Origin of the sequence: Chryseobacterium sp. FH2 (assembly GCF_001045455.1) — a bacterium.
In the GTDB taxonomy this organism is placed as follows: Bacteria; Bacteroidota; Bacteroidia; order Flavobacteriales; family Weeksellaceae; genus Chryseobacterium.
The window spans coordinates 1-22,871 of the sequence record NZ_LFNE01000007.1 but is presented as its reverse complement, the minus strand read 5'-3'; the positions used below and the strand labels follow the sequence as shown (position 1 = coordinate 22,871).

The following is a 22,871-nucleotide window of genomic DNA, read 5'->3' as shown; positions in this document are numbered from 1 at the left end:
GAATTGGTGGAAACAATATTAATATTATATTTACTATTTCGAAAGGATTTGACTTATATAATTCACGAAATTTAAAAGAACTAAAAGTACAAATAATTAAAATTCAAAACTATAGAAACATTTTATTTTGAGGACAAATTTTAAGAAGATTGAAGAAAAACATAATAAAAACATTTTTTTGCAAAGGAAAATGCTAAAAAAAAACATTCAATTTTGTTTCTTTTTTCTTTGTTCAATTATCATCCACGGACAATCAAGTCCTGATTTTAATATTTTAGCAGATAAGGCTTTTCAAAAATTATATCAAAATCCGGATGATTGTATCAATTACTCATTAAGCATTCTGATCAGTGATCAGAATATCGAGCATAGGATTGTTTTACGAAACATAATTTCTCAGGCCTATGCAATGAATGGAGATTATGTGAAATCTGTGAATATTTCAAGCCAAAAAGATGAAGCTGGTGAAAAAGAAAAACTCTCTTATTTTATGCAGGTATTTGCAAATTATAACCTTGCAGACCAATATCAGAATCTAGATCTGTATAATCAGTCTCAAAGAATTATTTCAAACCTGTTAACTGATAAAAACCTGTTAAAAAGTGACAATATAAAGATAAAAACTACTGTTGCAAAATTATACCAACTGCAGGCATTGAACTTTGGAATCAAAAGAAATTACAATGCTGCTTTAGAAAACCTTAAAAAAAGTAATAATTATCTTGGTTTTGATAACGAAGAAAACCTGATTCTGGGAGTCGAAAATAAAGTAATCCTTTCCTCTTATTTAATGCGACAAAATAGACTGGAAGATGCAAAACATATTCTTGAAAATACATTGATATTTGTAGAAAGCAGAACAAATTATAATTTTCTTCAAGCTCTTATCTATGAAAATTTAGCCCGGTATTACTTTTTAAAAGGAAATTATAAAACTTCAATAGAAAATTTAGAAAAAGGGCTTTCAAAAATCGAAAATAATCAGTTTTACAGTCTTAGGGTAAAATTTTATGAATCTCTGGCAAAGAATTATTTTGCATTACACAATGACGAAAAATATCAGTATAATAACAAGCTTTATATAGAAATCCGTACAAAAATTGATACCAGTGCAAAAGAAGGAATCCGGTATATTGTGAGATTAGTCGAAAATAACCAAAATGAGAATCTTGAATTTCAACAGCAAAATGAATCAAAACAGTTCTGGATTATAACTTTAATTTTTTCTTCGATTATCATTATTTTAATTATATATCTTTTTACTGCAAAAAGTACAAACAACGACTTAAAAAAACAATCCGAATTCTTCGAAAAGCAAAAAAAATGGCAGGAAACCCATCGGGCAAATCTTCCAAAGGAAGTTATTCCTGAAAAAACCATTGAAAAAGATTCCAATAAAATTTCAAAAGAAAAAGAAAATGAAATTCTGCAAAAATTAAACGAATGGGAACAATTTGATTTTTATTTAAACAAAAACATGTCGCTTTCAACTCTTTCAGCTCAAATGGGCGTCAATACAAAATATCTTTCCGAGGTCATTAATACAAACAAAGGAAAAAATTTTAATGGATACATTAATGAATTAAGAATTAATCACATTGCTCATTTATTAAAGACCAATCCTGCATTTTTAAATTATAAAGTCAGTTATCTAGCAGAATTTTCGGGATTTTCCTCTCACAGTGCGTTTACGACAGTTTTTAAATCAATTACAGGAATGTCTCCCAATGCTTACATTCAAGAAATCAGTAAAAACAGAACATCATGAAAACTGCGTTGAAAATCTTATTATTCATTTTTTTAATCTGTCGGATTAATATTTCTGCACAGGAAATTCCTTTTGATGTTATACTAAAAAAGGCTCGCCTGGAAATCTATGATAACCCCGACAACTCTATAGCAACAGCCAAAAGTTTATTAAAAAAAGAAAAAAATATAGATAAAGTCATTCAAATCTATATCGTTCTTTCCACCGCAAATATTGCCAAAAGAGACTTTGATCAATCTTTACAATATATTTTAAAGGCTAAAGAATTAGCTCAAAAATCTAATGATTTAAAAACACAAACCAGCGTTTTGATTTCCGTGGCAATTCAATATCAGCAAATGGAACTTTTCAGTAAAAGTTTTGAAACCCTTAACGAAGCTGATCTATATTTAGCAAAACTTCCTGATGATCTTTTTGAAAAACATATTGAGACTGCAAGAAGTTACGCTATCCGCGGAATGATTTATAAAAGCCAGTCGAATTCTGAAATTGCCTTAGAAAAGTTTTTAATTTCCATTAAAAATTTCGAAAAAGTAAATCCTAAACAATCAGCATACGCCAATATGAGCGTTGTGTACTACAATATTGGATATTGCTATCTCAACCTTAATCAAATAGATAAAGCTCAAGAAGCTTTTCTGCAATCTGTAACTTATGCTCAAAAAAATAATGCAAAAAGCCTGGAAGCATTCGCATTAAAGGGAATGGCAGAAGTTTACAAACAAAAACGGGAAAATAAAGCAGCCCTACATCTTTTAATAAAGGCCGAAGATCTTTGTAAAAATACCCAAGACCTCATCCTGAACGAAGGAATTTACAAAGAAATGGCTGATAATTATCTCGCAATGGGAAATCAAAGTCTATATCAAGATTACAATAAAAAACACTTTGAAATGCGTTTCAAAAGACAGCAAAACGAATTAAAATCTATAAATCAGGCGATAAATAACCATAATAAAGAAACTTTGAAGAAAAGCGAAGAGCTTAAAACATATTATTTCCGAATAAAAATGTTAGTCATAGCTTTTGGAACAATCATCATTTCTGTTTTGTTTTATTTTATTTTAAAAGTCAAAAAACAAAACAGAAAATACCAAAAAGAAATTCAGGAGCTTATTCGCTCATAAATATAATTTTATAGAAAAAATAAAAATCCCTGACACCATTAAGCCAGGGATTTGTTATATGTGTGTATTTTATACTATTTTCCGATTGCTTCCGTGATCGGGTTTCCTATATTTCCACTTGGAAACTGAATCTTTAATAACGACGAAACTGTCGGTGCAATATCTGTCATATTATAAGCTTTATCACTTTCCCCATGCTGAATTCCCCAACCCATAAATAACAATGGAATGTGAGCATCATAAGAATTCCAGACACTATGTGTGGTTCCTGTTTTTGCATAAGGAGGAAGCATAGAATCGTGAGAAATCAACTGAATGTCTCCACTCCTCTGCCTGTTGATCCCGTTGATAATTCTCTGCTTAATCGGCTCCGGAATTGTTGATTCCTGGACTTTCGTTACAGAAACAGCATATAAAACCGTAGGATCTTTTTCCAGTTCTTTGATGGTGAAATCTCTTACAGCATCCAGCTCTATTTTATTGTCATTTAATAATTTTCTGTCAAAATAAATCTGGTAATTATCAACTGCGTTAATCAGTTTATCCACTCCGAATTTTTCTTTAAGCTTCTGATTAATGTCTTTCTGGCTGTTTTCACCGAAGAATCCTGTCGGGATTTTATGTTCCTGCAAAAACCCTACAGAATGCGCTCCACCATGATCTGCTGAAAGAAAAACAGTATACTGACCTTTTCCAACTTTTGAATCCAAATAATTGAAAAACTGTGCCAGATCCTGGTCTAATCTTAAATAGACATCTTCAACCTCGATAGAATTTGGCCCGAATTTATGACCTGCATAATCTGTAGAAGCTAAATTAATTGCTAAGAAGTCCGTAATATCATCACCTCCTAATTTTTCGCCTTCCACGGAAGCTTCAGCCATTTTCAAAGTCAATGTATTCCCGAAAGGAGTATAACGGATATTATCTTTTTTTTCCTGATAATCTTTAGCTAAATTGTTGTAAGGAAAAGTTGGTGTTTTTGCACTTCCCAAAAGCCCCTCCCAAGAAGAGTTATCGGGAGAACTTTCCGTATACTGATTGATCGGAAGCAAGGTATTCCAGCCGTTTGCCACTAGTTTATCCGGTAAATTCTGAGAATTGAAGGTTTTTACCCATTGAGGTAAATCATTCATATACCATGTACTGGTAATGAAATTTCCTGTAGAATCGTCAAACCAGAAAGCTCCATTTGGTGTATGTCCTGCCGGAAGAATTGAGGCACGATCTTTCAGAGAAACTCCGATTACTTTTGCCTGGAAATTCGTTGCCAATCTCAACTCATCAGTCACAGTAGTAGACCAGAGATTTTTAGGAGAATGACTTCCTATTTTAGCATTGGTAGTTCCGACTGGCTGTACGCTTTCGTCAGTTGTACAATACACATTTTTACCCGTTTCTTTATCTGTCCAGTCATTTCCTGCTATCCCATGAATCGCCGGAACCGAACCTGTATAAATACAAGTGTGTCCTAAAGCAGTAACCGTAGGAACATAAGGAATGTGAACATTATTCAGAGAGTACCCTGTATTTAGCAACCTTTTGAAACCGTCATTCCCATATTTATTGTAAAAACGGTACAAATAATCCCATCTCATCTGGTCTACGACTAAACCCACCACTAATTTGGGTCTTTCTAATTGAGAATTTTTGTTCTTCTGAGCATTGATTGTAATTACGGACAAAAAAGTAACCGCCGCAATCGAAATTTTCCTAAGCATTCAGTAAAATTTTATTGGAAACAAATTTACGCCTTTTGAAAGTTTTGGAATGTGAAATTTTGATTAAATTTCACAATGTTATATGTAATTTAAAAACATTATAATCAAATATGTCTACCTTTGAAAAGAGTTTAAAGGCTTCTAATTTTAAATTTTCTTTGTTTTTATAATTTTTAAATAAAATTAGTTAAATTTGAATCTGACACAAAGTCATTAATATTCCCTCAAATATTAATTAAACCATGAAAATACTCAGACCATTTCTTTTATTCATTTCACTTTTATTATTCGGATGGCTCTTTGTGAGCAATGCAAATCAGATAAATGTAGCAGCAACCTTTAATGAAGACGAAATTAATTCTGAAATTTCTAAAATCAATAGTTTTACAAATATTGATATGCTGAAAGGATATTCTATCCAACAAATCAATTCGCTGGAAACAAGTAAAGAAAGATCTTTCCAAAGTGCTATAGGAAGAATTTTCATTATTTTAATTTTAGTTTTAATTCAAATTGTCATTTATGCTACCAAAGGAAATTTTACAAACTCTAAAGCAACCGATTTTTAATACTGTAAAATGATTTTAGGAGTCTATTGGTATTTTAAATTCCCTGAAGGTTTATATAATTTTCAATATTTTAAATTTTTAAAAGGAATTGGTAGTCGTGTGAATAATCTTGCAGAGCTTGAAACCAAAGTTTCGGTAAATAATATTGATCAGCTTTTAATAAAACTCGAAAATCTGAAATTAAATTATAGTAAAGCTTATTTGAACGTCAAAATTAATGGAAATCAACTTATAATAAACACGGGCGAATACAATCTTTATGATTATCATTTTCAAATGATTTCTGAAATAGAACAAATATTACAAAGTGAAGATACCGTTTTGATGGATAATGAAATTCGTTTTGAAACCCAATTAACTAAAAATCTCGAGGCTGATTGGAATGGAAAATTTGATAAGAAAAAGCATAATTTTATTCAAATCATCGGCTCTGATTTCAAAAAATACAACGCCGAAAATCTTTCGCTAAGAATTGACTGCAACCTGCCTTTAATTTCAAAGAAAAAGTTTATGATTGATTTAATTCAAATCTGCCGTGAAGAAAATATTTTTGTTTTTTACTATAATGAATGCGAATTTGAAAATCATATTAACTTAATGTTGTTTTTCAGCAACGGACGACAAACCAAAGAAAATATTCAGATTGTAAATATTAATTCTTTTGGGCATAAAGTTGAGCTTCTCACCCAAAAATATAATCTGAAATTCGGTTATACCGGAGAGTTTAAGTATTATCCATCAAAGGGGCCTCATCTTCAGCTTATCGTAGATGAAGAATTTATAATCAGCCATAATAACCGTTAAATTAATTCTGATGGAAGTAAAAAAACTTGAAAAATTAAAGTGTGATCCGACACTCAACTGGGGATTGAATGGATATGAAACCGATAAAATATTCAGCGTTTCAACCATTGAAATTGAAAATTCTTTCGAGTTTAATCTGAGAGAAAAAAATCAGCATTATAAAAAGATTTGGGAAACAAATTCTGATGATATTGATGAACTTAACGAAATTATCACACAAGGACATTCGTTTGGAGTTTACGAAAATAATGAATTGATTGGTTGGGCTATTTGTGATTTCAGAGACTGGAACAACAGTCTTTTTATTGAAAATATGTTGATTAGTGAAAAGTTCAGAGGTAGGAACATTGGAAGATATTTAATTAAAAATATCCATAAAGAAGCTCGGATTTTAGGCTGTAGAATTGTGGAATTGGAAACACAAAACACCAATTATCCCGCTATAAAATTTTATCAAAAAGCAGGCTTCCAATTTACAGGACTCAATACAAAACTTTACGATAATTCTACAGAAACAGCTCTGTTTATGAGTTTTGAAATTTAAATAGACAAAAGCTATAAATCATATTTAAAATTTTATTTTGTACCAATTAGTACAATTGTATATCTTTGCTTTATCAAATAGAAAATCATGGCTGGAAGACCAAAAATATTCGATGAAGGACAAGCTGTAGAAAAGGCAACTGAAATTTTCAGAAGTAAAGGCTATGACACCGCTTCGGCAGATGAATTACTGAGTGCCATGGGAATTGGAAAAGGAAGTTTCTATTTGGCTTTTAAAGGAGGAAAACAGGAGTTGTATATTCGCTCCATACAACAATTTTCAGAAAGCTTTATCAAAAAATTAAGTGACGGAATTTCAAAATCAGAAAATAAAATCGAATTTATCAGACAACTTTTTTTAATGCTTGCAGATGCTCCGGATTGTGATAAAGAAAGAGGCTGTTATCTAGGGAATGCCTTAGTGCAGCTTTCTGAAAAGGATGAAAACATAAAAAAAACGACAGCAGAATTATTAAAAAAACTCCAAGTTCTTTTTACAGGAGTAATTGCCGAAGCTCAGGAAAAAAATCAAATCAAAAACACCGAAAAACCTGAAATTTTATCGTGGCATTTGATTAATCTTTGGAACGGAATTCACGTGACAAGACGTATGGAAAACTCTTCGGAAATTCTTCGTTCGATGATAGAAATTAATTTAAAATTACTTAAATAAAAAAATTTAACCAATTTTGTACTAAACAGTACAAAAAAAATAATACCAATAATTTTAACAAACAAGAAATTATGAACATTACAAACAACACCATCTTAATTACCGGCGGAGGTTCTGGAATCGGGTTAGAAATAGCAAAAGCTTTAAGCCCGGCTAATAAAATTATCATTGTAGGAAGGAACAAAGAAAAATTAGATGCTGCAGCAAAAGATTTAGCAAACGTTTTTACTATTCAGGCAGATATTACCAATGAAAGTGATATTGACAGACTTTTTGAAGAAGTAAAAACCACTTTTGGAGGGTTACATATTTTAATCAATAACGCTGGCCATGCTTATTACTATACCATTTCAGAAAATTCTGATACATACACTAAAGCTTTAGCCGAATTCACGACTAACTATTTTGCACCCATCAGGCTGACAGAAAAATTTCTGCCCTTATTAAAACAGCAAAATGAAGCAGCCATTATAAATGTTTCTTCTATTGTTGGTTTTGTTCCCGGCTCTTATATTCCAACATATTCTGATTCAAAAGCAGCCTTACACTCCCACACGAGAATTTTGAGATATGAATTGGCAAAAACTACCCATGTAAAAGTATTTGAATTGATGCCGCCTTTAGTTGATACAGATTTTTCAGTAGAAATCGGAGGAAGAGAAAACGGAATTCCGGCTTCTGACGTTGCAGAGAGCCTGGTAAAAGGACTTCAGGAAGACATTTATGAAATTCGGGTTGGAAATACTGAACTGATTTACAATAATTTCTTTGCCAATTCAGAAGAAGCGTTCAGTACTTTTAATAATTAAAGCTTGTCATTCCTGAAAAAAGGTCTGATTTATATTTCGTTTATATTCTCGCAAATTGAGCAATAATACAGACGTTTTATCTAATCTGTAAATCAGCTTAATCTGCGAGATCTTATTTATATAATTTTACCTTCAATTTAAAATTTATTAAAAGTTATCCACAAAACTGCTTTTTTATCCACAATTTGATTTCAATAAATTACAATCTATTTCCAAAATAAAATACACAAAATTATTACGCTTTTTTATATTTTTATGTAATGAAAATCTTCAAAATTATTTCTCTAACATCATACTGTTTCATATTTTTAATGGGAATGATGATTCCTCTCCCATTTCTTATCTGGCTTATTGTTACTCTTTTTAGTTTTGGAAATATTGATCAAGTTTTTGCAATTCTTGGTATAGCAGGAATCATTTTAAATCTTGTAAAATGGAAAGATAGTTATGGAAAATCAATCATAAGTTTCATTTTAATGATTTCACCAATCATATCCCGTCTTATTCAAGTTTCGTTTGAAAAGTTTCATTACTTAGGGTTTGAAATCCCTTTAGTCATTTTTATTGTTACCTATATTATTTTTATTGTTCTTCAGATTAAAATTAGAAGAGCTGGTAACATTTTATAATTTGAAAATCGATATATAAAATGAAGCCTGCACCCTTTGGGTGCAGGCTTCATTTTATATAAAGTTTACTCTATTAAAACTTCAAATCTCCATTTACTTCTCTTACAGCATTTGCAGCCTCAGCAAATTTTAATTGCTCTTCTGCAGTAAGGGTAACGTTTACAATTTTTTCTACACCGTTTGCACCGATGATAGCCGGAACGCCTAAACATATATCGTTTTGACCGTATTCACCTTCAAGCATTAGAGAGCAAGGGATCATTTTCTTTTGATCACATGCAATAGCCTGAACCATTACAGAAACTGCTGCACCCGGAGCATACCAAGCTGAGGTGCCTAATAGCTTTGTAAGAGTTGCCCCTCCTACTTTTGTTTCTTCTATTACATATTTTTGCTGTTCATCATTTAAGAATTCAGTTACAGGAACACCATTTCTTGTTGCTTTGCTCAATAACGGAAGCATACCTGTATCACTGTGAGCAGCGATTACCATTCCGTCTACGTCAGAAATTGGGCTTTCCAATGCTTCAGCCAATCTATATTTGAATCTCGCTGAATCCAGCGCACCACCCATTCCAATGATTTTGTGCTTCGGAAGGCCAGATGTTTTGTGTACCAAATAAGCCATTGTATCCATTGGGTTAGACACAACGATGATGATCACTTCCGGAGAATGTTTTACCAAATTTGCAGTAACGTCTTTTACAATTCCCGCATTGATACCGATCAATTCTTCTCTTGTCATTCCCGGTTTTCTGGGAATACCTGAAGTGATAACAGCCACATGAGAACCTGCAGTTTTACTATAATCTCCTGTTGTTCCGGTAATTTTTGTATCAAACCCGTTTAGAGATGCTGTCTGCATCAAATCCATTGCTTTACCTTCAGCAAATCCTTCTTTAATGTCTACTAAAACTACTTCTGAACAGAAGTTTTTCATTGCGATGTATTCTGCACAGCTTGCTCCTACAGCACCTGCTCCTACTACAGTTACTTTCATTTTGATTTATTTTTTTAAATTATTTTTAGTTTAGTCTAGATTGAAACTGCCCAAATTTAACAATTCCTGAAAAATTGGGCAATCTTTCAGGAATTTTAATTATAATTTAATAGAATTAATTAACGTTTAGCAGGAATGTGTATAGTTTTTTCGCTCCGGAAAGTACATCATTATAATTTTCCTCAGTCACTTCAGTATCCAAAACCTCCTTAAAGTTTTTCCACATTGATCCTGTATTTTCCTGATAACACCCGAAGAAATTAAAAGTAACAGTATCAAACCCTTCAGTTTTAGAAAGCTGTTTTGCAATCACATTTCCACCCAAAGTAGAACCTTCAATTACATACATTGCTCCCAAAGCTTCATTTTCATTGCTGAATTCTAGTTCATGAGAAACAGTTTGATTTTCTAAAGCTAAACTTGCCAAATCTTTTTCAATAAGAGGAAGTTTTTTTCTGTTGCTCAACTGTAATTTTTCAGCAAATTTATCAGAAAGACTGCTGAATATTTTATCTTCACTATGGAGAAGCATCAAATAATTGGTATTGATGATTTTTTTATAATCTTCCAAAGTGAAAGTTTTATTAAAAATTTTTTCAGAATTAAAAAGTTTCTCAGCAGCATCGTGATATTCCGCTGTATTCTGTTTAAGATATTCAGATACCATAAATAAGGGTTTAAAAGTTCCCCAAATTTAAGGCTTTTTGAACGTTAAAAAGAAAGAAGTACCATCTTTATTGCTTTTATAATCAACATTTCCCCCGATTCTTTTCATTATTCTATGAACAATAGATAATCCTATTCCGTTTCCTTTAAACTTTTTTGCATTATCCATTCTGTTGAAAATTTTGAACATCTTATGTTTTTCTTCTTCAGGAATACCAATCCCGTTATCTGAAATCCTGTAAACAATCATATCACCATCTTCCGTTCCTTCAATTTCCACTTTAGGTTCTTCCTTATGAGAAGAATATTTTACTGCATTATTGATGATATTTAAAAATACCTGATGAAGCAACGTTTTATCTGCCAATACATCCGGACATTCTTTGACAATTACTTCGCTGGCTGGGCTGGCAAATGTAATTTTAGCATTTTCCAAAATTTTATGAATCGTAAGGCCGGGCTGAAGTCTTTCAAGTTGTATTTCACTGTGCTTTGCACGACTTAACTGTAAAACATCATGCATCATTTCTGCCATATTATCAATCTCTTCTATAATAGAATTAATTTTTCCCTTACTCTTTTCCGAGCCATCTGTAAGGCTGTTTAAAAGCATTTGAGCATTCAGTTTCATCACCGTCAAAGGTGTTCCTAAGTCATGAGAAATTGTGTACGAAAAACTGTCAAGTTCTTCATTGACTTTTTTAAGTTCTTCATTTAACTGCTTGATAACCTTATATTGTTTGTGAGAGGTCTCTAAAATAACATCTCTAACGGCATGTACGGCACTTATATTTCTGGAATTCCATCTTTTCGAACTTCCTTTAATATTTTCAGTAAAAACATGAAAAGATGTTCTGGGTGATACAATATGTTTTTCTTCTCCGTCTTGGGAAAATACTTTAATCATTTTTTCCGGATTTCCTGCCCATTTTATATGTTCATCAAATTCTTTTCTAAACCATATAAGCAGTTCATTTTTATCCCTGTCGATAAAATATATGATGATTCCTGCCGTATTTTCATCCAACCCTAAATCATCCCTGTGTATTTTCAGAAAATCACGGCTCACATATATGCTTTCGTGAGTATTTGTATACGCCCACTTCACAATCATTTCGATAATATTGTCGGTCGGGGTAATACCTTCTTTTACAATATTCTCGTCGGAAATAATGGCTAATCCATCTGCCTCCGGAAGATCTTTGATTTCAGATTTATTTTCAACCAAAGATTCGAAAAGTGTATTATATTTTAAAAATTCTGATTTTAACTGGGCCGATTTTTCATTTAAACCCAAACGGTAATCAAGTTCTTTTTTAGATTTAAATGAAGAATAAGCATTGGAAGCCAGCGCCGTGAAAATACCCGCCTGCACCCTGTCTTCAAGGTCAATATGTTTAGCTTCTGAATTCTGACAGGTTACCAAACCCCAAAGATGATCTTCAATAATAATCGATACACTAAAACTGGATGCTGCTCCTGAGTTTTTAATATACTGTCCGTGAATCGGGGACATTGCTCTGGAAGCGGCAAAAGTCAGATCAATATTTTCATTTTTATTGCTAATAATACGGATTGGCGGTGAATATACATCACTGAAAATTCTTTTTCTTTTTTTTAAATAAAGCTTGCGAGCTTGTCTTGGGATATCAGATTCAGGATAATGCAATCCTATATAGCTTTCGAAATTGTCATTAGTTTTTTCTGCTATTACTTTTCCCGAGCCATCCATCATGAATTTGTACACCATCATCCGGTCATAATTCACTATTTTAGAAAGTGTACTCAGTAGCTGTTCCCAAATTTCCTGTTCATTATCAATGATATAAAAATTATCATATTTATTATTGATACGCTTGTAGGGGTTTTGTAAAACTTCCTCAAATTCTAAAAAAATATTTTTACCGGTTCTGAAAATAGAAAAATGATACTGTTTCTCTCCAATGAAAATCTTATCAAAATAGGTTGTATTTTCTCTTTCAGTATGAGTTCTAATTGAGGTGAAAATATCAGATTCAATAATGTTTTGAAATAAATCAGGAAAATCCGTAATCTTCTTTCCGAAAAGCAGTTCAAAGTTTTCCAGCTTAAAAATATCCTTAATATTTTCGCTAAAAAAAGTAATGGAAAATGAATCTGCATCTATGCCAATCAAATATCCAAAACTTTGTATATACCCAGGGATATGAATGGGTTCCTCATGACACTCTACAAAATTCATATAAATAAATATATCTATCAAATATAATGAATTTTTTAAAGCTATCTTACTTTGTGGTATTAAAAATTTCAGGCCTTCATTCACCGTCTGTTCAAGGATTTTACCCATGAAAAGTAAAAAAACAATTTTAAACTTTTCTCATTTTTTCAATGCTTTACATAGGGTTTATTCAAAATATAATAAAAAATTCCCTTTTTTTTGATTTAAGTTCAACAAATATGACTATTAACATGAATTTTAGATTAATATTTAAAATATTTATGTTAATTAAACAAAATTCATTAAATTTATATCACCGAATTATGAAAACACTTAAAAATTCTTTGAAATATTGTTGACAATGTTTAAAGATTAATCAATTAAACACCATTATTATGAAAAAGTTCCCATTAATTCTTTTTTCAATAATCCTTTTTACAGGAACCTCGAACATACGGGATGAACAAAAACTTCAAAAAAGCAAAACTCTTTAAAGTATAAGACTTAATTAGCCCGGAATCATCCATCCCTATTCATTAAAAATATAAACATCATGACCTTTTTTAAAGCAATAAAGAGATTCCTGTTCTTTTATTTTGTGTTATCCTGTGTTTCAGTAACGGCGCAGATACCGGATTCTTTACACGCAAAACATGAAGAAGAAAATGTCATATATCCCCAACTTCAGTTTAAAGGTCTTTTTCAGGCACGTTATCTTGTCGGAATGACTAAAGATGTAGATGTAAATGGCCTTCATCACACCGATAACAGCGGGACTGATAATAGTTTTATGATCAAATACATGAGAGTTCAGATGCGGGCGCAAATCAGCAAACGTACAGAAGTCGTGGTATTGGCAAATTTAGCAGATTTTAAAAATGACCCGAAATCAAGAGTTCTTGAAAATGCTTATTTAAAATATACTTTCAACCCCAAATTAGCCTTTACAGCCGGGCAGTTCAGGCCATGGTTTGGTATTGAAGAAACCTATCCTATTGATATTATTAAATCATTGGACTGGTCAAATCAATACACAGAATTCGGGAAATTGGGCTGGACAAGTTTCCAAATCGGGCTTTCTGCAACAGGACAGCTTGAACTAGGTCAAATTCCCTTTCAATATGCTGTTTCCGTTGTGAATGGGAACGGAAAAAATCAAGTCAATGATAATGATAGCGGAAAACAATATTCTACAAGATTAGTCTTTGGTTTGGCTAAAAAATATAATTTAAATCTCGGTTTAAATGGAGGTATCGGAGAGGTTTTCAGCAAAAAAATTTATGCTGTAGGTATTGACGTAAGCTCACTTGTCACTTTTGATTCAAAATGGAGCTTAGACATGCAGCTTGAAGCAAAACAGGCAACTAACCATCCATTATATTTTGCCGTTGCTCCGGAACTCAGACCGGATAATCCTGATGAATACCTGATTCGCGGGGCTTACTTTCTTCCCAACTTAAGATACGAAATCAACCACAGAAACCTGAGTGCATTTGAATTGTCCTGCCGCTACGAATATTTAGATACCAATTTCAGATTAAACTCAAATCCCAGACAGACAATAACTCCAATGTTCGGCTTGGAATTTTTAAAAAATTATGGTGCAAGAATTCAGCTTGGAGTACAATTTGACCGTTATAAGCATCAAGTAGAAAATACGACACAATACAACAATAATCTATTCATTGTTCAGGTACAGAGTAGATTTTAATCATTAAAACCAATTATTATGAAAGAAATTAATATTAAAGCAGTAGCAATCACCTTTGCCATTGCTCTTATCATATGGTTTATTCCTGCACCGGAAGGAGTTGCAGAAAATGCCTGGCATTTATTCGCCATTTTTGCAGCCACCATTTTAGGGATTATTTTAAAAGCCGCTCCAATGGGAACAATGTGTATGATGGCAATCGGTTTTACCGCTTTGACACAGGTTGTTGCTCCCGGAGATGCAGGAAAATCAATCACAAAAGCACTTTCCGGTTTTGGAGACAAGGTAATCTGGCTGATTGGGATTTCTTTTTTTATTGCAAGAGGGTTTATTAAAACAGGGTTAGGAAATCGGATTGCTTTTTTATTCATCAGAATCTTTGGTAAAAGTTCATTGGGTTTAGCTTACGGATTGGGTCTTGCGGATGTCTGCTTAGCTCCTGCAATACCGAGTAACACAGCAAGAGGAGGAGGAATTATTTATCCGATTATGAAATCTATGGCAATAAGTTTTGACTCTGTACCCGAAAAGCCCGAGACCCACAGAAAATTAGGTTCTTATTTAACTTTAAATAGTTATTATATGAATCTCATCGCATCTTCTATGTTTTTGACAGGAACGGCAAGTAACCCGATGTGTCAGAAATTTGCAGCAGGGTTTGGAATAAATATTACCTGGATGTCCTGGGCAGCAGCCGGTTTTGTTCCGGGATTGGTCGCTTTTTTTGTTGTTCCTTTGGTTTTATATAAATTATATCCGCCTGAATTAAAGAAAACTGGGGATGCTCCAAAAATGGCGGCTCAGAAATTAAAAGAAATGGGGGCCATCTCCAAAAACGAATGGTTAATGCTTTTGGCATTCTTTATTTTACTGGCACTTTGGGTTTTTGGAGGAGCTTTATCAATTGATGCGACTACAACAGCTTTCATAGGTCTTACATTACTTTTACTAACTTCAGTTTTGACTTGGGAAGATGTAAAATCTGAAAAAGGAGCTTGGGATACCATCGTTTGGTTTGCCGTTCTGGTGATGATGGCAAGCTCGCTCAACGAATTGGGATTCATTGGATGGTTCAGTGATTTGATTAAAATGAAAATCGGCGGAATGACGTGGACAGTTGCTTTTCCTGTAATTATTTTGGTGTATTTTTTCAGTCATTACATTTTTGCAAGTGCAACGGCTCACGTGGCAGCAATGTATGCCGCTTTGTTGGGAGTTGGTATCGCGGTCGGAATTCCTCCGATGTTATTGGCAATGATGCTTGGGTTTTTAGGTTCAATTTATGGTGTGTTAACCCATTACGGCCACGGCCCTGCTCCGGTTTTCTTCGGAAGCGGATATGTGGACCTGAAAGCGTGGTGGCTTCGAGGTTTGGAAATAGGAATTGTTCTGTTAATCATTTATATGGGTGTCGGCGGGCTTTGGATGAAAATTTTAGGTTATTATTAATTATAAATAAAAAATATGCTGTCAACATTGTCAAGAAAAATGCTGATGTGTCTTACGGGACTTTTCCTGAGCTTCTTCCTGCTGATTCATTTCTTGGGAAACCTTCAGCTATTTTTACCACAGGAGCAGGCACATCTTCAGTTTAATGCCTATTCGCATTTTCTGTCGGGAAATATTATCATTAAAATCGTTTCTTACATTTTGTATGCAAGTATTATTCTTCATGCTTTGGATGGTTTAATTATTACTTTAAAAAATAAAAAATCCGGAGCAAATTACCAATCTGACCAACGCGGAAGAGCCAGCAAATGGTATTCGAGAAATATGGGAATTTTAGGAACATTGATTTTAATTTTCCTTGTCATTCACTTTCAAAATTTCTGGTATATCTACAAATTCGGGAAACCACCGCTGGATGATAATGGAAATAAAGACCTTTATATTCTGGTCGTAACTGTTTTTAAAGAATGGTGGTATGTTTTAATTTATGTCATTTCGATGATTGCATTATGCTATCACCTGATTCATGGTATTTACAGCGCAGTCAGAACCTTAGGATTGTTTCATCCGAAGTTTGTAAAATGGTTTAAAACCATCGGAATTGCTTATTCAGTCATTATCAGCATTGGATTTGCTTTAATGCCGATTTATGTATTCCTCACGTACCGTTAAATCGAAAAATCATGATTTTAAATTCAAAAATACCGGAAGGCCCATTAGAAAAGAAATGGGAAAACTATAAAAAAACTGCTAAGCTCGTCAATCCGGCTAACCGAAAAAAACTGGACGTTATCGTTGTCGGAACAGGATTGGCAGGAAGTTCTATTGCTGCTTCACTGGGCGAAATGGGCTATCATATAAAATCATTCTGTTTTCAGGACAGCCCGAGAAGAGCGCATTCTGTTGCCGCACAAGGTGGCGTAAATGCTGCCAAAAATTATAAAAATGACGGCGACAGCGTTTACAGGATGTTCGTCGATACCCTAAAAGGCGGAGATTTCAGAGCACGTGAAGCCAATGTTTACCGGATGGCAGAATGTTCTTTAAATCTCATCGACCAAGCCGTTGCACAAGGCGTTCCTTTTGGAAGGGAATATGGGGGCTATTTAAATAACCGTTCTTTCGGAGGAGTTCAGGTAAGCCGGACTTTTTATGCAAGAGGACAAACCGGACAGCAATTGCTTTTAGGCGCTTATCAGGCGTTGATGCGACAGGTCGGAAAGAAAAGCGTTCAGTTATTTTCAAGGCACGAAATGCTGGAATTGGTTGTCATAGACGGAAAAGCAAGAGGAATTATTGTCAGGAATTTAGACACAGGAGAAATTGAAAGACATGCTGCACATGCTGTCGTTTTGGCAACAGGCGGTTATGGTAAAATATATTATTTATCGACTTTGGCAATGGGCTGCAATGGTTCTGCGATTTGGAGAGCCCATAAAAAGGGAGCATTAATGGCATCTCCAAGCTGGATTCAGGTACACCCTACTTCACTGCCGCAGTCGGGAGATTATCAGTCGAAATTAACATTGATGTCAGAATCTTTGCGGAACGACGGCAGAATCTGGGTTCCTTTAAAAGAAAATGAAACCCGAAAACCAAACGATATTCCTGAAAACGAAAGAGATTATTATCTGGAAAGACGATATCCTGCTTTTGGCAATTTAGCTCCGAGAGATATTTCATCAAGAGCTGCGAAAGAAAGAATAGATGCCGGCTTTGGAATCGGGCCTTTAAAAAATGCAGTATATCTTGATTTTTCTAAAGCCATAAAAGAACAGGGTAAGGAAAAAATCCAGGAGAAATACGGAAATCTATTTGATATGTATCTTAAAATCACAGGTTACAATGCTTATGAAGAACCGATGATGATTTCCCCTTCCGCCCACTTTTCGATGGGCGGGCTATGGGTTGATTATGAATTAATGACCACTATTCCGGGATTATTTGCGTTGGGTGAAGCTAATTTTGCAGACCACGGAGCCAATCGACTGGGAGCAAATTCCCTTCTTCAGGCTTCTGTTGACGGGTATTTCATCGCACCTTACACGATTGCGAATTATTTATCCCAAGAAATTCATACCGGAAAAATTTCAACAAAAGATATTGAATTTGAAAAAGCGGAAAATCAGGTTAAACAACAAATTGAAAGTTTTATCAATAGTAACGGAACAAAAACTGTTGATTATTTTCATAAAACTTTAGGAAAACTGCTGTACGATTATTGCGGTTTAGCGAGAAATGAAGAAGGTCTAAAATTCGCTATTGAAGAAATCCGAAAACTAAAACAGGAATTCTACAAAGAGGTCAAGGTTTCCGGACAAGGTGATACAATGAATACCGAACTGGAAAAAGCAGGTCGTGTTTCTGATTATTTTGAAATCGGTGAACTGATGTGTTATGATGCTTTAACCCGGAATGAATCCTGCGGTGCTCATTTCCGTGAAGAATTTCAGACTCCGGATGGAGAAGCATTGAGAAATGATGCTGAATTCCAGTTCATATCTGCATGGAATTGGACAGGTGAAAATAACAAGCCTGAACTCATCAAAGAACCTTTGATTTTTGAAGAAATACAGCCAACCGTAAGAAGTTATAAATAAAACCGGAAATTATGGATTTACATCTGAAAATATGGAGACAGAAAGATCACCAGAGTGAAGGAAAACTGGTAAATTATGATTTGACAGCATTGAACCCTCATATGTCTTTCCTCGAAATGCTGGATACATTAAACGAAAAACTGATTCTTAATGGTGATGACCCTGTAGAATTCGACCACGACTGTCGTGAAGGAATCTGCGGACAATGCGGAATGATGATTAACGGACTCGCTCACGGGCCTTTGGAACACACAACAACCTGTCAGCTCCATTTAAGGTCTTTTAAAGATGGAGAAACAATTGTGATTGAACCCTTCCGGGCTTTGGCATTTCCTGTAAAGAGAGATTTGAAAGTTGACCGTTCTGCGTTTGACAGGATTATTTCTTCAGGTGGTTTTGTTTCAATAAACACAGGGCAGGCTCCCGATGCAACGGCAATTGCAATCACTCATCAATCGGCAGAAGAAGCATTTGATTCTGCCGCGTGTATTGGTTGTGGTGCGTGTGTTGCGACTTGTAAAAACGGAAGTGCAGCGTTATTTACCTCAGCGAAAATTACACATATGGTTTTACTCCCGCAAGGAAAAGAAGAAAGAAGCAACCGTGTTCTCAATATGGTTCAGCAAATGGATTCTGAACATTTTGGTCACTGCTCAAATACAGAAGCCTGTGAAGTCGAATGCCCACAAGGAATTTCCGTTTTGAACATTGCCAGAATGAATTACGAATACAGCAGAGCATTGTTTTTTAGGAAGAAATAATAAGTTGTAAAACTTCGAAATTTTACTTAATTCATTCTCGGGATTGTAATTTTCTTAGGATTATTTTCATCATACATAATCTCAATTTTTCCTTCTTTCGGAACAGAAGCTAAATTTAAAAGACTTACGATTTTCTTGTAAACAGCAATATGTTCACTTCCCCGGAAATCTTTAAAACTTACCTGAAACATGATCTGGGGTTGATCATTTATCGTTAATCCGGTTTGACTTACGCTAATAATATCTGCTTCTGCATTTCTTCCGGCAAAAAGTATTTGTTCATTTTTTGTATTGTTGAAAAATTTTCCCGCAATCATCTGATACACCAAAATAGTCAGTAGAAACATCACCCCGCTAAACAAAACAGGATGCATGAAAGTGAGAAACCTCCAGCCAAAATCAAAGGATTCCCTGATATAAAAATAGGAATATAAACCCAAAACATACACAATCATAAAAATAACGAACAAAATTCTCAGTATCATATTTCCTGTATTGAACTTCGTTTTTTGTCCGCTTAAGATAAAATAAGGTTCTTCCGAAGTATTTGGATTCAGTAAAACTTTTACCGTATTTCCTGTCGCAAATCTTTTTTCCTCTGGCTTTGTGTCATGAAACATCATTTCATGCTCAATCAAAATATTTCTGAGATTAAGAAAAGAAAGTGTAATGTGAATTAAATTAATATTTGCTTTAGCATTATACTTTATTAATTTATAATCTAAAATTTTTGCATTCCTTGAAATTCCATTGTTTACAATATGACTGATTGTATTTTTTGCTTTAAAAGTTTTTACAAAAAGGTTATTAATAAAAAAGACAAGCACATACAACCAGATAGCTATAGAAATACCAAGATAAATATAACTTACCTCCAGTGAATTCCTTGGCTCTGTCAATGTTTCCGAAGTCATCATATAAATAAAAATCGGGAAGGGAATACAGAAAACCAACATATATAGCGCCCAGAAAATGATCATGAACTTCATAATAAATATTTTGTGATAGGTTATAAAGTTATGATATTATAAATTAATCAGGTGATTTTATAGTTTAATTTAAACTTCTTTTTCGAAATAAAGCATATAATATTTTCCGTTTTCATCTTCACCCTGGGCCAGTTTTTGACGGTCTCCGTGAATGTAGATATGGAAATTTTTATCTAGTTTAATAATACTTTTAAAGTGTCTTTGTGTTTTTTTTACCGCCGCTTCACTGATTGGAAACTCTTCTGCAATGTTGATCTGCATATCCTGCTCATAATCAGTTTTAAAATTATTAAAACTTTCGATTACATGCTCATCGCCCAATACCTCTGAAGCAAATTCATCTAATTTGAATTCCTCTTTTTCTTTAAAGAAATTAATTGATTTATTCAAAAAATCCGCCTGATCTGCCTTAGAAACTTCAAATTCCTGAGGTAATTGTTTGGTGATATAGTCTTTATAAACCATTAAAGCTTCCTGCGTATGAAAATATTCATCATCACGCTGTTTTACCTTTAAAAAATCCTCAAACCAATAGTACATATCTCCGTTTTTGTTATTATCAACCACAGAAAGCACATATCCAGTTTCTTTATCATTATTGTAGATCAAAGCTGCTTTATCAATTTTTGCCAAACCGATTCCCTGATCTTTTTCAATTTCAAAACTTTCGCTTTGAGGAGATATTTTTAGGAAAGATTCTCTTTTTTCGGTTTTAAAAATTCCAATTTTATCAACTTTTTCAGTTCCTTCTCTTTCATCTTCAAAATATACAATAAACAGCTCTCCACCCTGGACTCTTGGATTTTCAGCAGCTTCGAAAAGGTGTTTTGCAATATTTTCAGATTCCCAAAGGAATTTGGCTTTATCATCAAAAATTTCTGACACAGCACTGTAAACAGGATTATTCACCAAATAAGAATCACTGTAAAAATGAAAAGTTTCTTCTGATTTGAAAGAACCTAAAAAATAGTCTTCAAGCAATTCTGCCATTCCTTCTTCCAACTGCAATTCTTCCTGAGAAAGTATTAAAGATTCTCCGTTGATTTTATTTCCTACTCTGTGTACTACGATTTTTGAAAACATGCTGAATATTTTGGATTGCAAAGATATTAATTATCTCAAACAATCAACACCTTTCATCCTGATAAAAACCTTATCATTTTGACAGGATTTTTTCTTAGTAATCATCCATTCTCCGAGAATATAAAAACTTAGACAATTCTGCCGTTTCTTGTAGCAAATAATATCGAAAAGTGATTTTCAGTCACATTTCAGGAAATAAATTCCGGACAGATTTATAATGTGGCGAATAACTTTATTACATTTTTAAGCAGTTTCATTACATAACCACAAAAACTAACAAAATAAAAACCTGTTCAAAATCAACCACTTATAAAAAATAAAATAAGAAAATTTCAGACCAAAAACCTTCATAACAATGACTAACAGACATAATATGGCTATTTAGCTGCTTATATTGCCGAGATGATCAGCACATTTATTTTTTGCTGCCTGTGTGTAAACTTTGGTACAGTTTTCGCGGCAATACGAATGTTCTGAAAAATATTAATTATGATGAATGTACAAATGCAAACTATTAATCAAAAAATAGCTACGGAATATTTAAAATTTTTCTATCCACCACTTCGCAAAGAAATTGCTCAATTATCCAAACAAGATAATTTTGCGGGAGTAATACAGGCAACTGTAAATTATTTGAAAAATCTTTTACAAGAGTCAAAAATCAACATCATTGCCCATCACATCAAACTGATGGATATGATTTACACAGGGGGAGATACTTATGTGAAAGATATGATTGAAAATCTTTTCGTAAGGTCGTTTGAAAGTTTCAAAAAGCATACAAAAATACAGCATTGGAAACTTCTTTATCAATATATGCCTGTGAGTTTCCAAATGATTTATAATGACCAGCAAAAGAAAGATAGAATATTCTTTGGTAAATAAAATTTAATGTAAACTCCCCGAACGTTTTGTTTTGGGAGTTTTTATATGTCTAATATGGAAAATTGCTTTTATTTTATTCTCTCCCAAACTTCTTTAGGAATTTTCTTCAAATCCTTTTTCTGGGATTGCATTAACTCCACATACTTTTTGTAGTTTTCTTTGGCTAAATCCTTATTGTCAATTGCCCAATAGCTGTCAGCTAAATTGAGATAAGCAACGGTTCGGTTTGGAAATTTTTTGAGGATTTCGTTATATAAATAGATTGCTTTGGAATTTCCATTTTTTGTTTTAGAAATATAATAGGCAAAATTATTATACTTATTTACATTGGTACTATTAATAGTATCAACTGTAATCAAAGCTTTCAAATCATCAATTGAATATGAAAAATTGTAATTGTCTTTTTTTGACAATAAATCATATTCCTTATCAAAATCTATAGAAAAAAGTATTATCTTCTTTAGATATTTTCACTATGCCTTTTACTTTTATTTTGTCATTTGAATATAAAAGAAATTTATTTTTAGATTCAATCTTCAGATATAACTTACACTTAGATGCAATAGGATAATAATTTCCAACGATATTCTGAGAAAATATTAAAGCATTAAAAAAAAATAAAATTAAAATTAAAATTTTAGTCGTCATATTTTTCAATTTGGAGTTACATTCCCGGGCTTAACAGTATTGATTTTTTAGTTTTTACAATACCGTTTTTTTGAATAATCTGCATAGGCTCGGTATTTTTTGCTACTTCTATATCCCGTCCGTTTACAGTGTCATAGATTTTAAAATCTACATATTTTCCCAGCATATTCAACGTGTAGATTTGCAGGTTCAGACTATTCAGATATTTCAGATTGTCTTTATCTTGTGCTTTGTAT

At 33.2% G+C, this 22,871-nt stretch carries 22 protein-coding genes; 14 read left to right on the top strand and 8 right to left on the bottom strand.

Annotated features, from left to right (window positions below; all coding sequences use genetic code 11):
• The first annotated feature begins 190 nt into the window (after nucleotides 1–190).
• Nucleotides 191–1,768: a helix-turn-helix domain-containing protein gene (locus ACM39_RS11770; protein ID WP_228377106.1), complete on the top strand. Its 1,578-nt coding sequence runs from the start codon at nucleotides 191–193 to the stop codon at nucleotides 1,766–1,768.
• A complete protein-coding gene (locus ACM39_RS11765; RefSeq protein ID WP_048511252.1) occupies nucleotides 1,765–2,895 on the top strand; it encodes a hypothetical protein in 1,131 nt (376 codons plus the stop codon). Before ACM39_RS11770 ends, ACM39_RS11765 begins: the two co-directional genes overlap by 4 nt.
• Nucleotides 2,896–2,969: 74 nt before the next feature.
• On the opposite strand, the gene pafA is transcribed toward ACM39_RS11765, so the two are convergent.
• Nucleotides 2,970–4,616, bottom strand: coding sequence for an alkaline phosphatase PafA (pafA, locus tag ACM39_RS11760; RefSeq protein ID WP_048511251.1), 1,647 nt, complete (start codon nucleotides 4,614–4,616; stop codon nucleotides 2,970–2,972).
• A 242-nt stretch (nucleotides 4,617–4,858) separates the two neighbouring features.
• Here pafA and ACM39_RS11755 point away from each other — a divergent pair, with 242 nt between their 5' ends.
• The 6 genes from ACM39_RS11755 (at nucleotide 4,859) to ACM39_RS11730 (ending at nucleotide 8,643) form a co-directional block, all read left to right on the top strand.
• On the top strand, nucleotides 4,859–5,185 hold the full coding sequence (locus ACM39_RS11755; protein WP_048511250.1) for a hypothetical protein: 327 nt from the start codon (nucleotides 4,859–4,861) through the stop codon (nucleotides 5,183–5,185).
• Nucleotides 5,186–5,194: 9 nt separating this feature from the next.
• Complete coding sequence (locus ACM39_RS11750; RefSeq protein WP_048511249.1) at nucleotides 5,195–5,989, top strand: hypothetical protein; 795 nt, start codon at nucleotides 5,195–5,197, stop codon at nucleotides 5,987–5,989.
• 10 nt (nucleotides 5,990–5,999) lie between these two features.
• Nucleotides 6,000–6,533, top strand: coding sequence for a GNAT family N-acetyltransferase (locus ACM39_RS11745; RefSeq protein ID WP_048511248.1), 534 nt, complete (start codon nucleotides 6,000–6,002; stop codon nucleotides 6,531–6,533).
• Nucleotides 6,534–6,620: 87 nt separating this feature from the next.
• A complete protein-coding gene (locus ACM39_RS11740; RefSeq protein WP_048511247.1) occupies nucleotides 6,621–7,205 on the top strand; it encodes a TetR/AcrR family transcriptional regulator in 585 nt (194 codons plus the stop codon).
• A 71-nt stretch (nucleotides 7,206–7,276) separates the two neighbouring features.
• Entirely contained in the window at nucleotides 7,277–8,014 is a 738-nt protein-coding gene (locus tag ACM39_RS11735; protein ID WP_048511246.1) for an SDR family oxidoreductase, read from the top strand.
• A 260-nt stretch (nucleotides 8,015–8,274) separates the two neighbouring features.
• Nucleotides 8,275–8,643 carry a hypothetical protein gene (locus ACM39_RS11730; protein ID WP_228377105.1) on the top strand — a complete coding sequence of 123 codons (369 nt, stop codon included), beginning with the start codon at nucleotides 8,275–8,277 and terminating at the stop codon, nucleotides 8,641–8,643.
• Between the two features lie 73 nt (nucleotides 8,644–8,716).
• On the opposite strand, the gene ACM39_RS11725 is transcribed toward ACM39_RS11730, so the two are convergent.
• From ACM39_RS11725 to ACM39_RS11715, 3 genes are all read right to left on the bottom strand, one after another.
• A complete protein-coding gene (locus ACM39_RS11725) occupies nucleotides 8,717–9,643 on the bottom strand; it encodes a malate dehydrogenase (RefSeq protein ID WP_048511244.1) in 927 nt (308 codons plus the stop codon).
• Nucleotides 9,644–9,758: 115 nt separating this feature from the next.
• Nucleotides 9,759–10,310: a biliverdin-producing heme oxygenase gene (locus ACM39_RS11720; protein ID WP_048511243.1), complete on the bottom strand. Its 552-nt coding sequence runs from the start codon at nucleotides 10,308–10,310 to the stop codon at nucleotides 9,759–9,761.
• Nucleotides 10,311–10,337: 27 nt separating this feature from the next.
• Complete coding sequence (locus ACM39_RS11715) at nucleotides 10,338–12,530, bottom strand: ATP-binding protein (RefSeq protein WP_048511468.1); 2,193 nt, start codon at nucleotides 12,528–12,530, stop codon at nucleotides 10,338–10,340.
• Between the two features lie 532 nt (nucleotides 12,531–13,062).
• Here ACM39_RS11715 and ACM39_RS11710 point away from each other — a divergent pair.
• Genes ACM39_RS11710 through ACM39_RS11690 form a run of 5 tightly spaced genes read left to right on the top strand, consistent with a single transcriptional unit; the run spans nucleotide 13,063 to nucleotide 19,030 of the window.
• Nucleotides 13,063–14,220, top strand: coding sequence for a porin (locus ACM39_RS11710; RefSeq protein ID WP_053073323.1), 1,158 nt, complete (start codon nucleotides 13,063–13,065; stop codon nucleotides 14,218–14,220).
• Nucleotides 14,221–14,238: 18 nt separating this feature from the next.
• Complete coding sequence (locus ACM39_RS11705) at nucleotides 14,239–15,669, top strand: anion permease (RefSeq protein ID WP_048511242.1); 1,431 nt, start codon at nucleotides 14,239–14,241, stop codon at nucleotides 15,667–15,669.
• A gap of 15 nt (nucleotides 15,670–15,684) precedes the next feature.
• Nucleotides 15,685–16,341 carry a succinate dehydrogenase cytochrome b subunit gene (locus ACM39_RS11700; RefSeq protein WP_048511241.1) on the top strand — a complete coding sequence of 219 codons (657 nt, stop codon included), beginning with the start codon at nucleotides 15,685–15,687 and terminating at the stop codon, nucleotides 16,339–16,341.
• Nucleotides 16,342–16,352: 11 nt separating this feature from the next.
• Entirely contained in the window at nucleotides 16,353–18,269 is a 1,917-nt protein-coding gene (locus ACM39_RS11695) for a fumarate reductase/succinate dehydrogenase flavoprotein subunit (protein ID WP_048511240.1), read from the top strand.
• Nucleotides 18,270–18,280: 11 nt separating this feature from the next.
• A complete protein-coding gene (locus ACM39_RS11690; protein WP_048511239.1) occupies nucleotides 18,281–19,030 on the top strand; it encodes a succinate dehydrogenase/fumarate reductase iron-sulfur subunit in 750 nt (249 codons plus the stop codon).
• Between the two features lie 26 nt (nucleotides 19,031–19,056).
• On the opposite strand, the gene ACM39_RS11685 is transcribed toward ACM39_RS11690, so the two are convergent.
• Nucleotides 19,057–20,019 carry a hypothetical protein gene (locus tag ACM39_RS11685; protein ID WP_131701452.1) on the bottom strand — a complete coding sequence of 321 codons (963 nt, stop codon included), beginning with the start codon at nucleotides 20,017–20,019 and terminating at the stop codon, nucleotides 19,057–19,059.
• Between the two features lie 69 nt (nucleotides 20,020–20,088).
• Nucleotides 20,089–21,102: a nucleoid-associated protein gene (locus ACM39_RS11680; RefSeq protein ID WP_048511237.1), complete on the bottom strand. Its 1,014-nt coding sequence runs from the start codon at nucleotides 21,100–21,102 to the stop codon at nucleotides 20,089–20,091.
• A gap of 489 nt (nucleotides 21,103–21,591) precedes the next feature.
• On the opposite strand from ACM39_RS11680, the gene ACM39_RS11675 reads away from it, so the two are divergent.
• On the top strand, nucleotides 21,592–21,987 hold the full coding sequence (locus ACM39_RS11675; protein WP_048511236.1) for a hypothetical protein: 396 nt from the start codon (nucleotides 21,592–21,594) through the stop codon (nucleotides 21,985–21,987).
• A gap of 68 nt (nucleotides 21,988–22,055) precedes the next feature.
• On the opposite strand, the gene ACM39_RS11670 is transcribed toward ACM39_RS11675, so the two are convergent.
• Both ACM39_RS11670 and ACM39_RS19215 read right to left on the bottom strand, forming a co-directional pair.
• Nucleotides 22,056–22,400 carry a tetratricopeptide repeat protein gene (locus ACM39_RS11670; protein WP_048511235.1) on the bottom strand — a complete coding sequence of 115 codons (345 nt, stop codon included), beginning with the start codon at nucleotides 22,398–22,400 and terminating at the stop codon, nucleotides 22,056–22,058.
• A 251-nt stretch (nucleotides 22,401–22,651) separates the two neighbouring features.
• Nucleotides 22,652–22,871: hypothetical protein (locus ACM39_RS19215; RefSeq protein WP_048511233.1), on the bottom strand; the 220-nt coding region annotated here is incomplete at its 5' end.

Excerpts from the sequence above, each read along its gene's own strand:
- ACM39_RS11770 (WP_228377106.1), top strand. The coding sequence starts at position 191 with ATGCTAAAAAAAAACATTCAATTTTGTTTCTTTTTTCTTTGTTCAATT.
- ACM39_RS11765 (WP_048511252.1), top strand. The coding sequence starts at position 1,765 with ATGAAAACTGCGTTGAAAATCTTATTATTCATTTTTTTAATCTGTCGG.
- pafA (WP_048511251.1), bottom strand. The coding sequence starts at position 4,616 with ATGCTTAGGAAAATTTCGATTGCGGCGGTTACTTTTTTGTCCGTAATT.
- ACM39_RS11755 (WP_048511250.1), top strand. The coding sequence starts at position 4,859 with ATGAAAATACTCAGACCATTTCTTTTATTCATTTCACTTTTATTATTC.
- ACM39_RS11750 (WP_048511249.1), top strand. The coding sequence starts at position 5,195 with ATGATTTTAGGAGTCTATTGGTATTTTAAATTCCCTGAAGGTTTATAT.
- ACM39_RS11745 (WP_048511248.1), top strand. The coding sequence starts at position 6,000 with ATGGAAGTAAAAAAACTTGAAAAATTAAAGTGTGATCCGACACTCAAC.
- ACM39_RS11740 (WP_048511247.1), top strand. The coding sequence starts at position 6,621 with ATGGCTGGAAGACCAAAAATATTCGATGAAGGACAAGCTGTAGAAAAG.
- ACM39_RS11735 (WP_048511246.1), top strand. The coding sequence starts at position 7,277 with ATGAACATTACAAACAACACCATCTTAATTACCGGCGGAGGTTCTGGA.
- ACM39_RS11730 (WP_228377105.1), top strand. The coding sequence starts at position 8,275 with ATGAAAATCTTCAAAATTATTTCTCTAACATCATACTGTTTCATATTT.
- ACM39_RS11725 (WP_048511244.1), bottom strand. The coding sequence starts at position 9,643 with ATGAAAGTAACTGTAGTAGGAGCAGGTGCTGTAGGAGCAAGCTGTGCA.
- ACM39_RS11720 (WP_048511243.1), bottom strand. The coding sequence starts at position 10,310 with ATGGTATCTGAATATCTTAAACAGAATACAGCGGAATATCACGATGCT.
- ACM39_RS11715 (WP_048511468.1), bottom strand. The coding sequence starts at position 12,530 with ATGAATTTTGTAGAGTGTCATGAGGAACCCATTCATATCCCTGGGTAT.
- ACM39_RS11710 (WP_053073323.1), top strand. The coding sequence starts at position 13,063 with ATGACCTTTTTTAAAGCAATAAAGAGATTCCTGTTCTTTTATTTTGTG.
- ACM39_RS11705 (WP_048511242.1), top strand. The coding sequence starts at position 14,239 with ATGAAAGAAATTAATATTAAAGCAGTAGCAATCACCTTTGCCATTGCT.
- ACM39_RS11700 (WP_048511241.1), top strand. The coding sequence starts at position 15,685 with ATGCTGTCAACATTGTCAAGAAAAATGCTGATGTGTCTTACGGGACTT.
- ACM39_RS11695 (WP_048511240.1), top strand. The coding sequence starts at position 16,353 with ATGATTTTAAATTCAAAAATACCGGAAGGCCCATTAGAAAAGAAATGG.
- ACM39_RS11690 (WP_048511239.1), top strand. The coding sequence starts at position 18,281 with ATGGATTTACATCTGAAAATATGGAGACAGAAAGATCACCAGAGTGAA.
- ACM39_RS11685 (WP_131701452.1), bottom strand. The coding sequence starts at position 20,019 with ATGAAGTTCATGATCATTTTCTGGGCGCTATATATGTTGGTTTTCTGT.
- ACM39_RS11680 (WP_048511237.1), bottom strand. The coding sequence starts at position 21,102 with ATGTTTTCAAAAATCGTAGTACACAGAGTAGGAAATAAAATCAACGGA.
- ACM39_RS11675 (WP_048511236.1), top strand. The coding sequence starts at position 21,592 with ATGATGAATGTACAAATGCAAACTATTAATCAAAAAATAGCTACGGAA.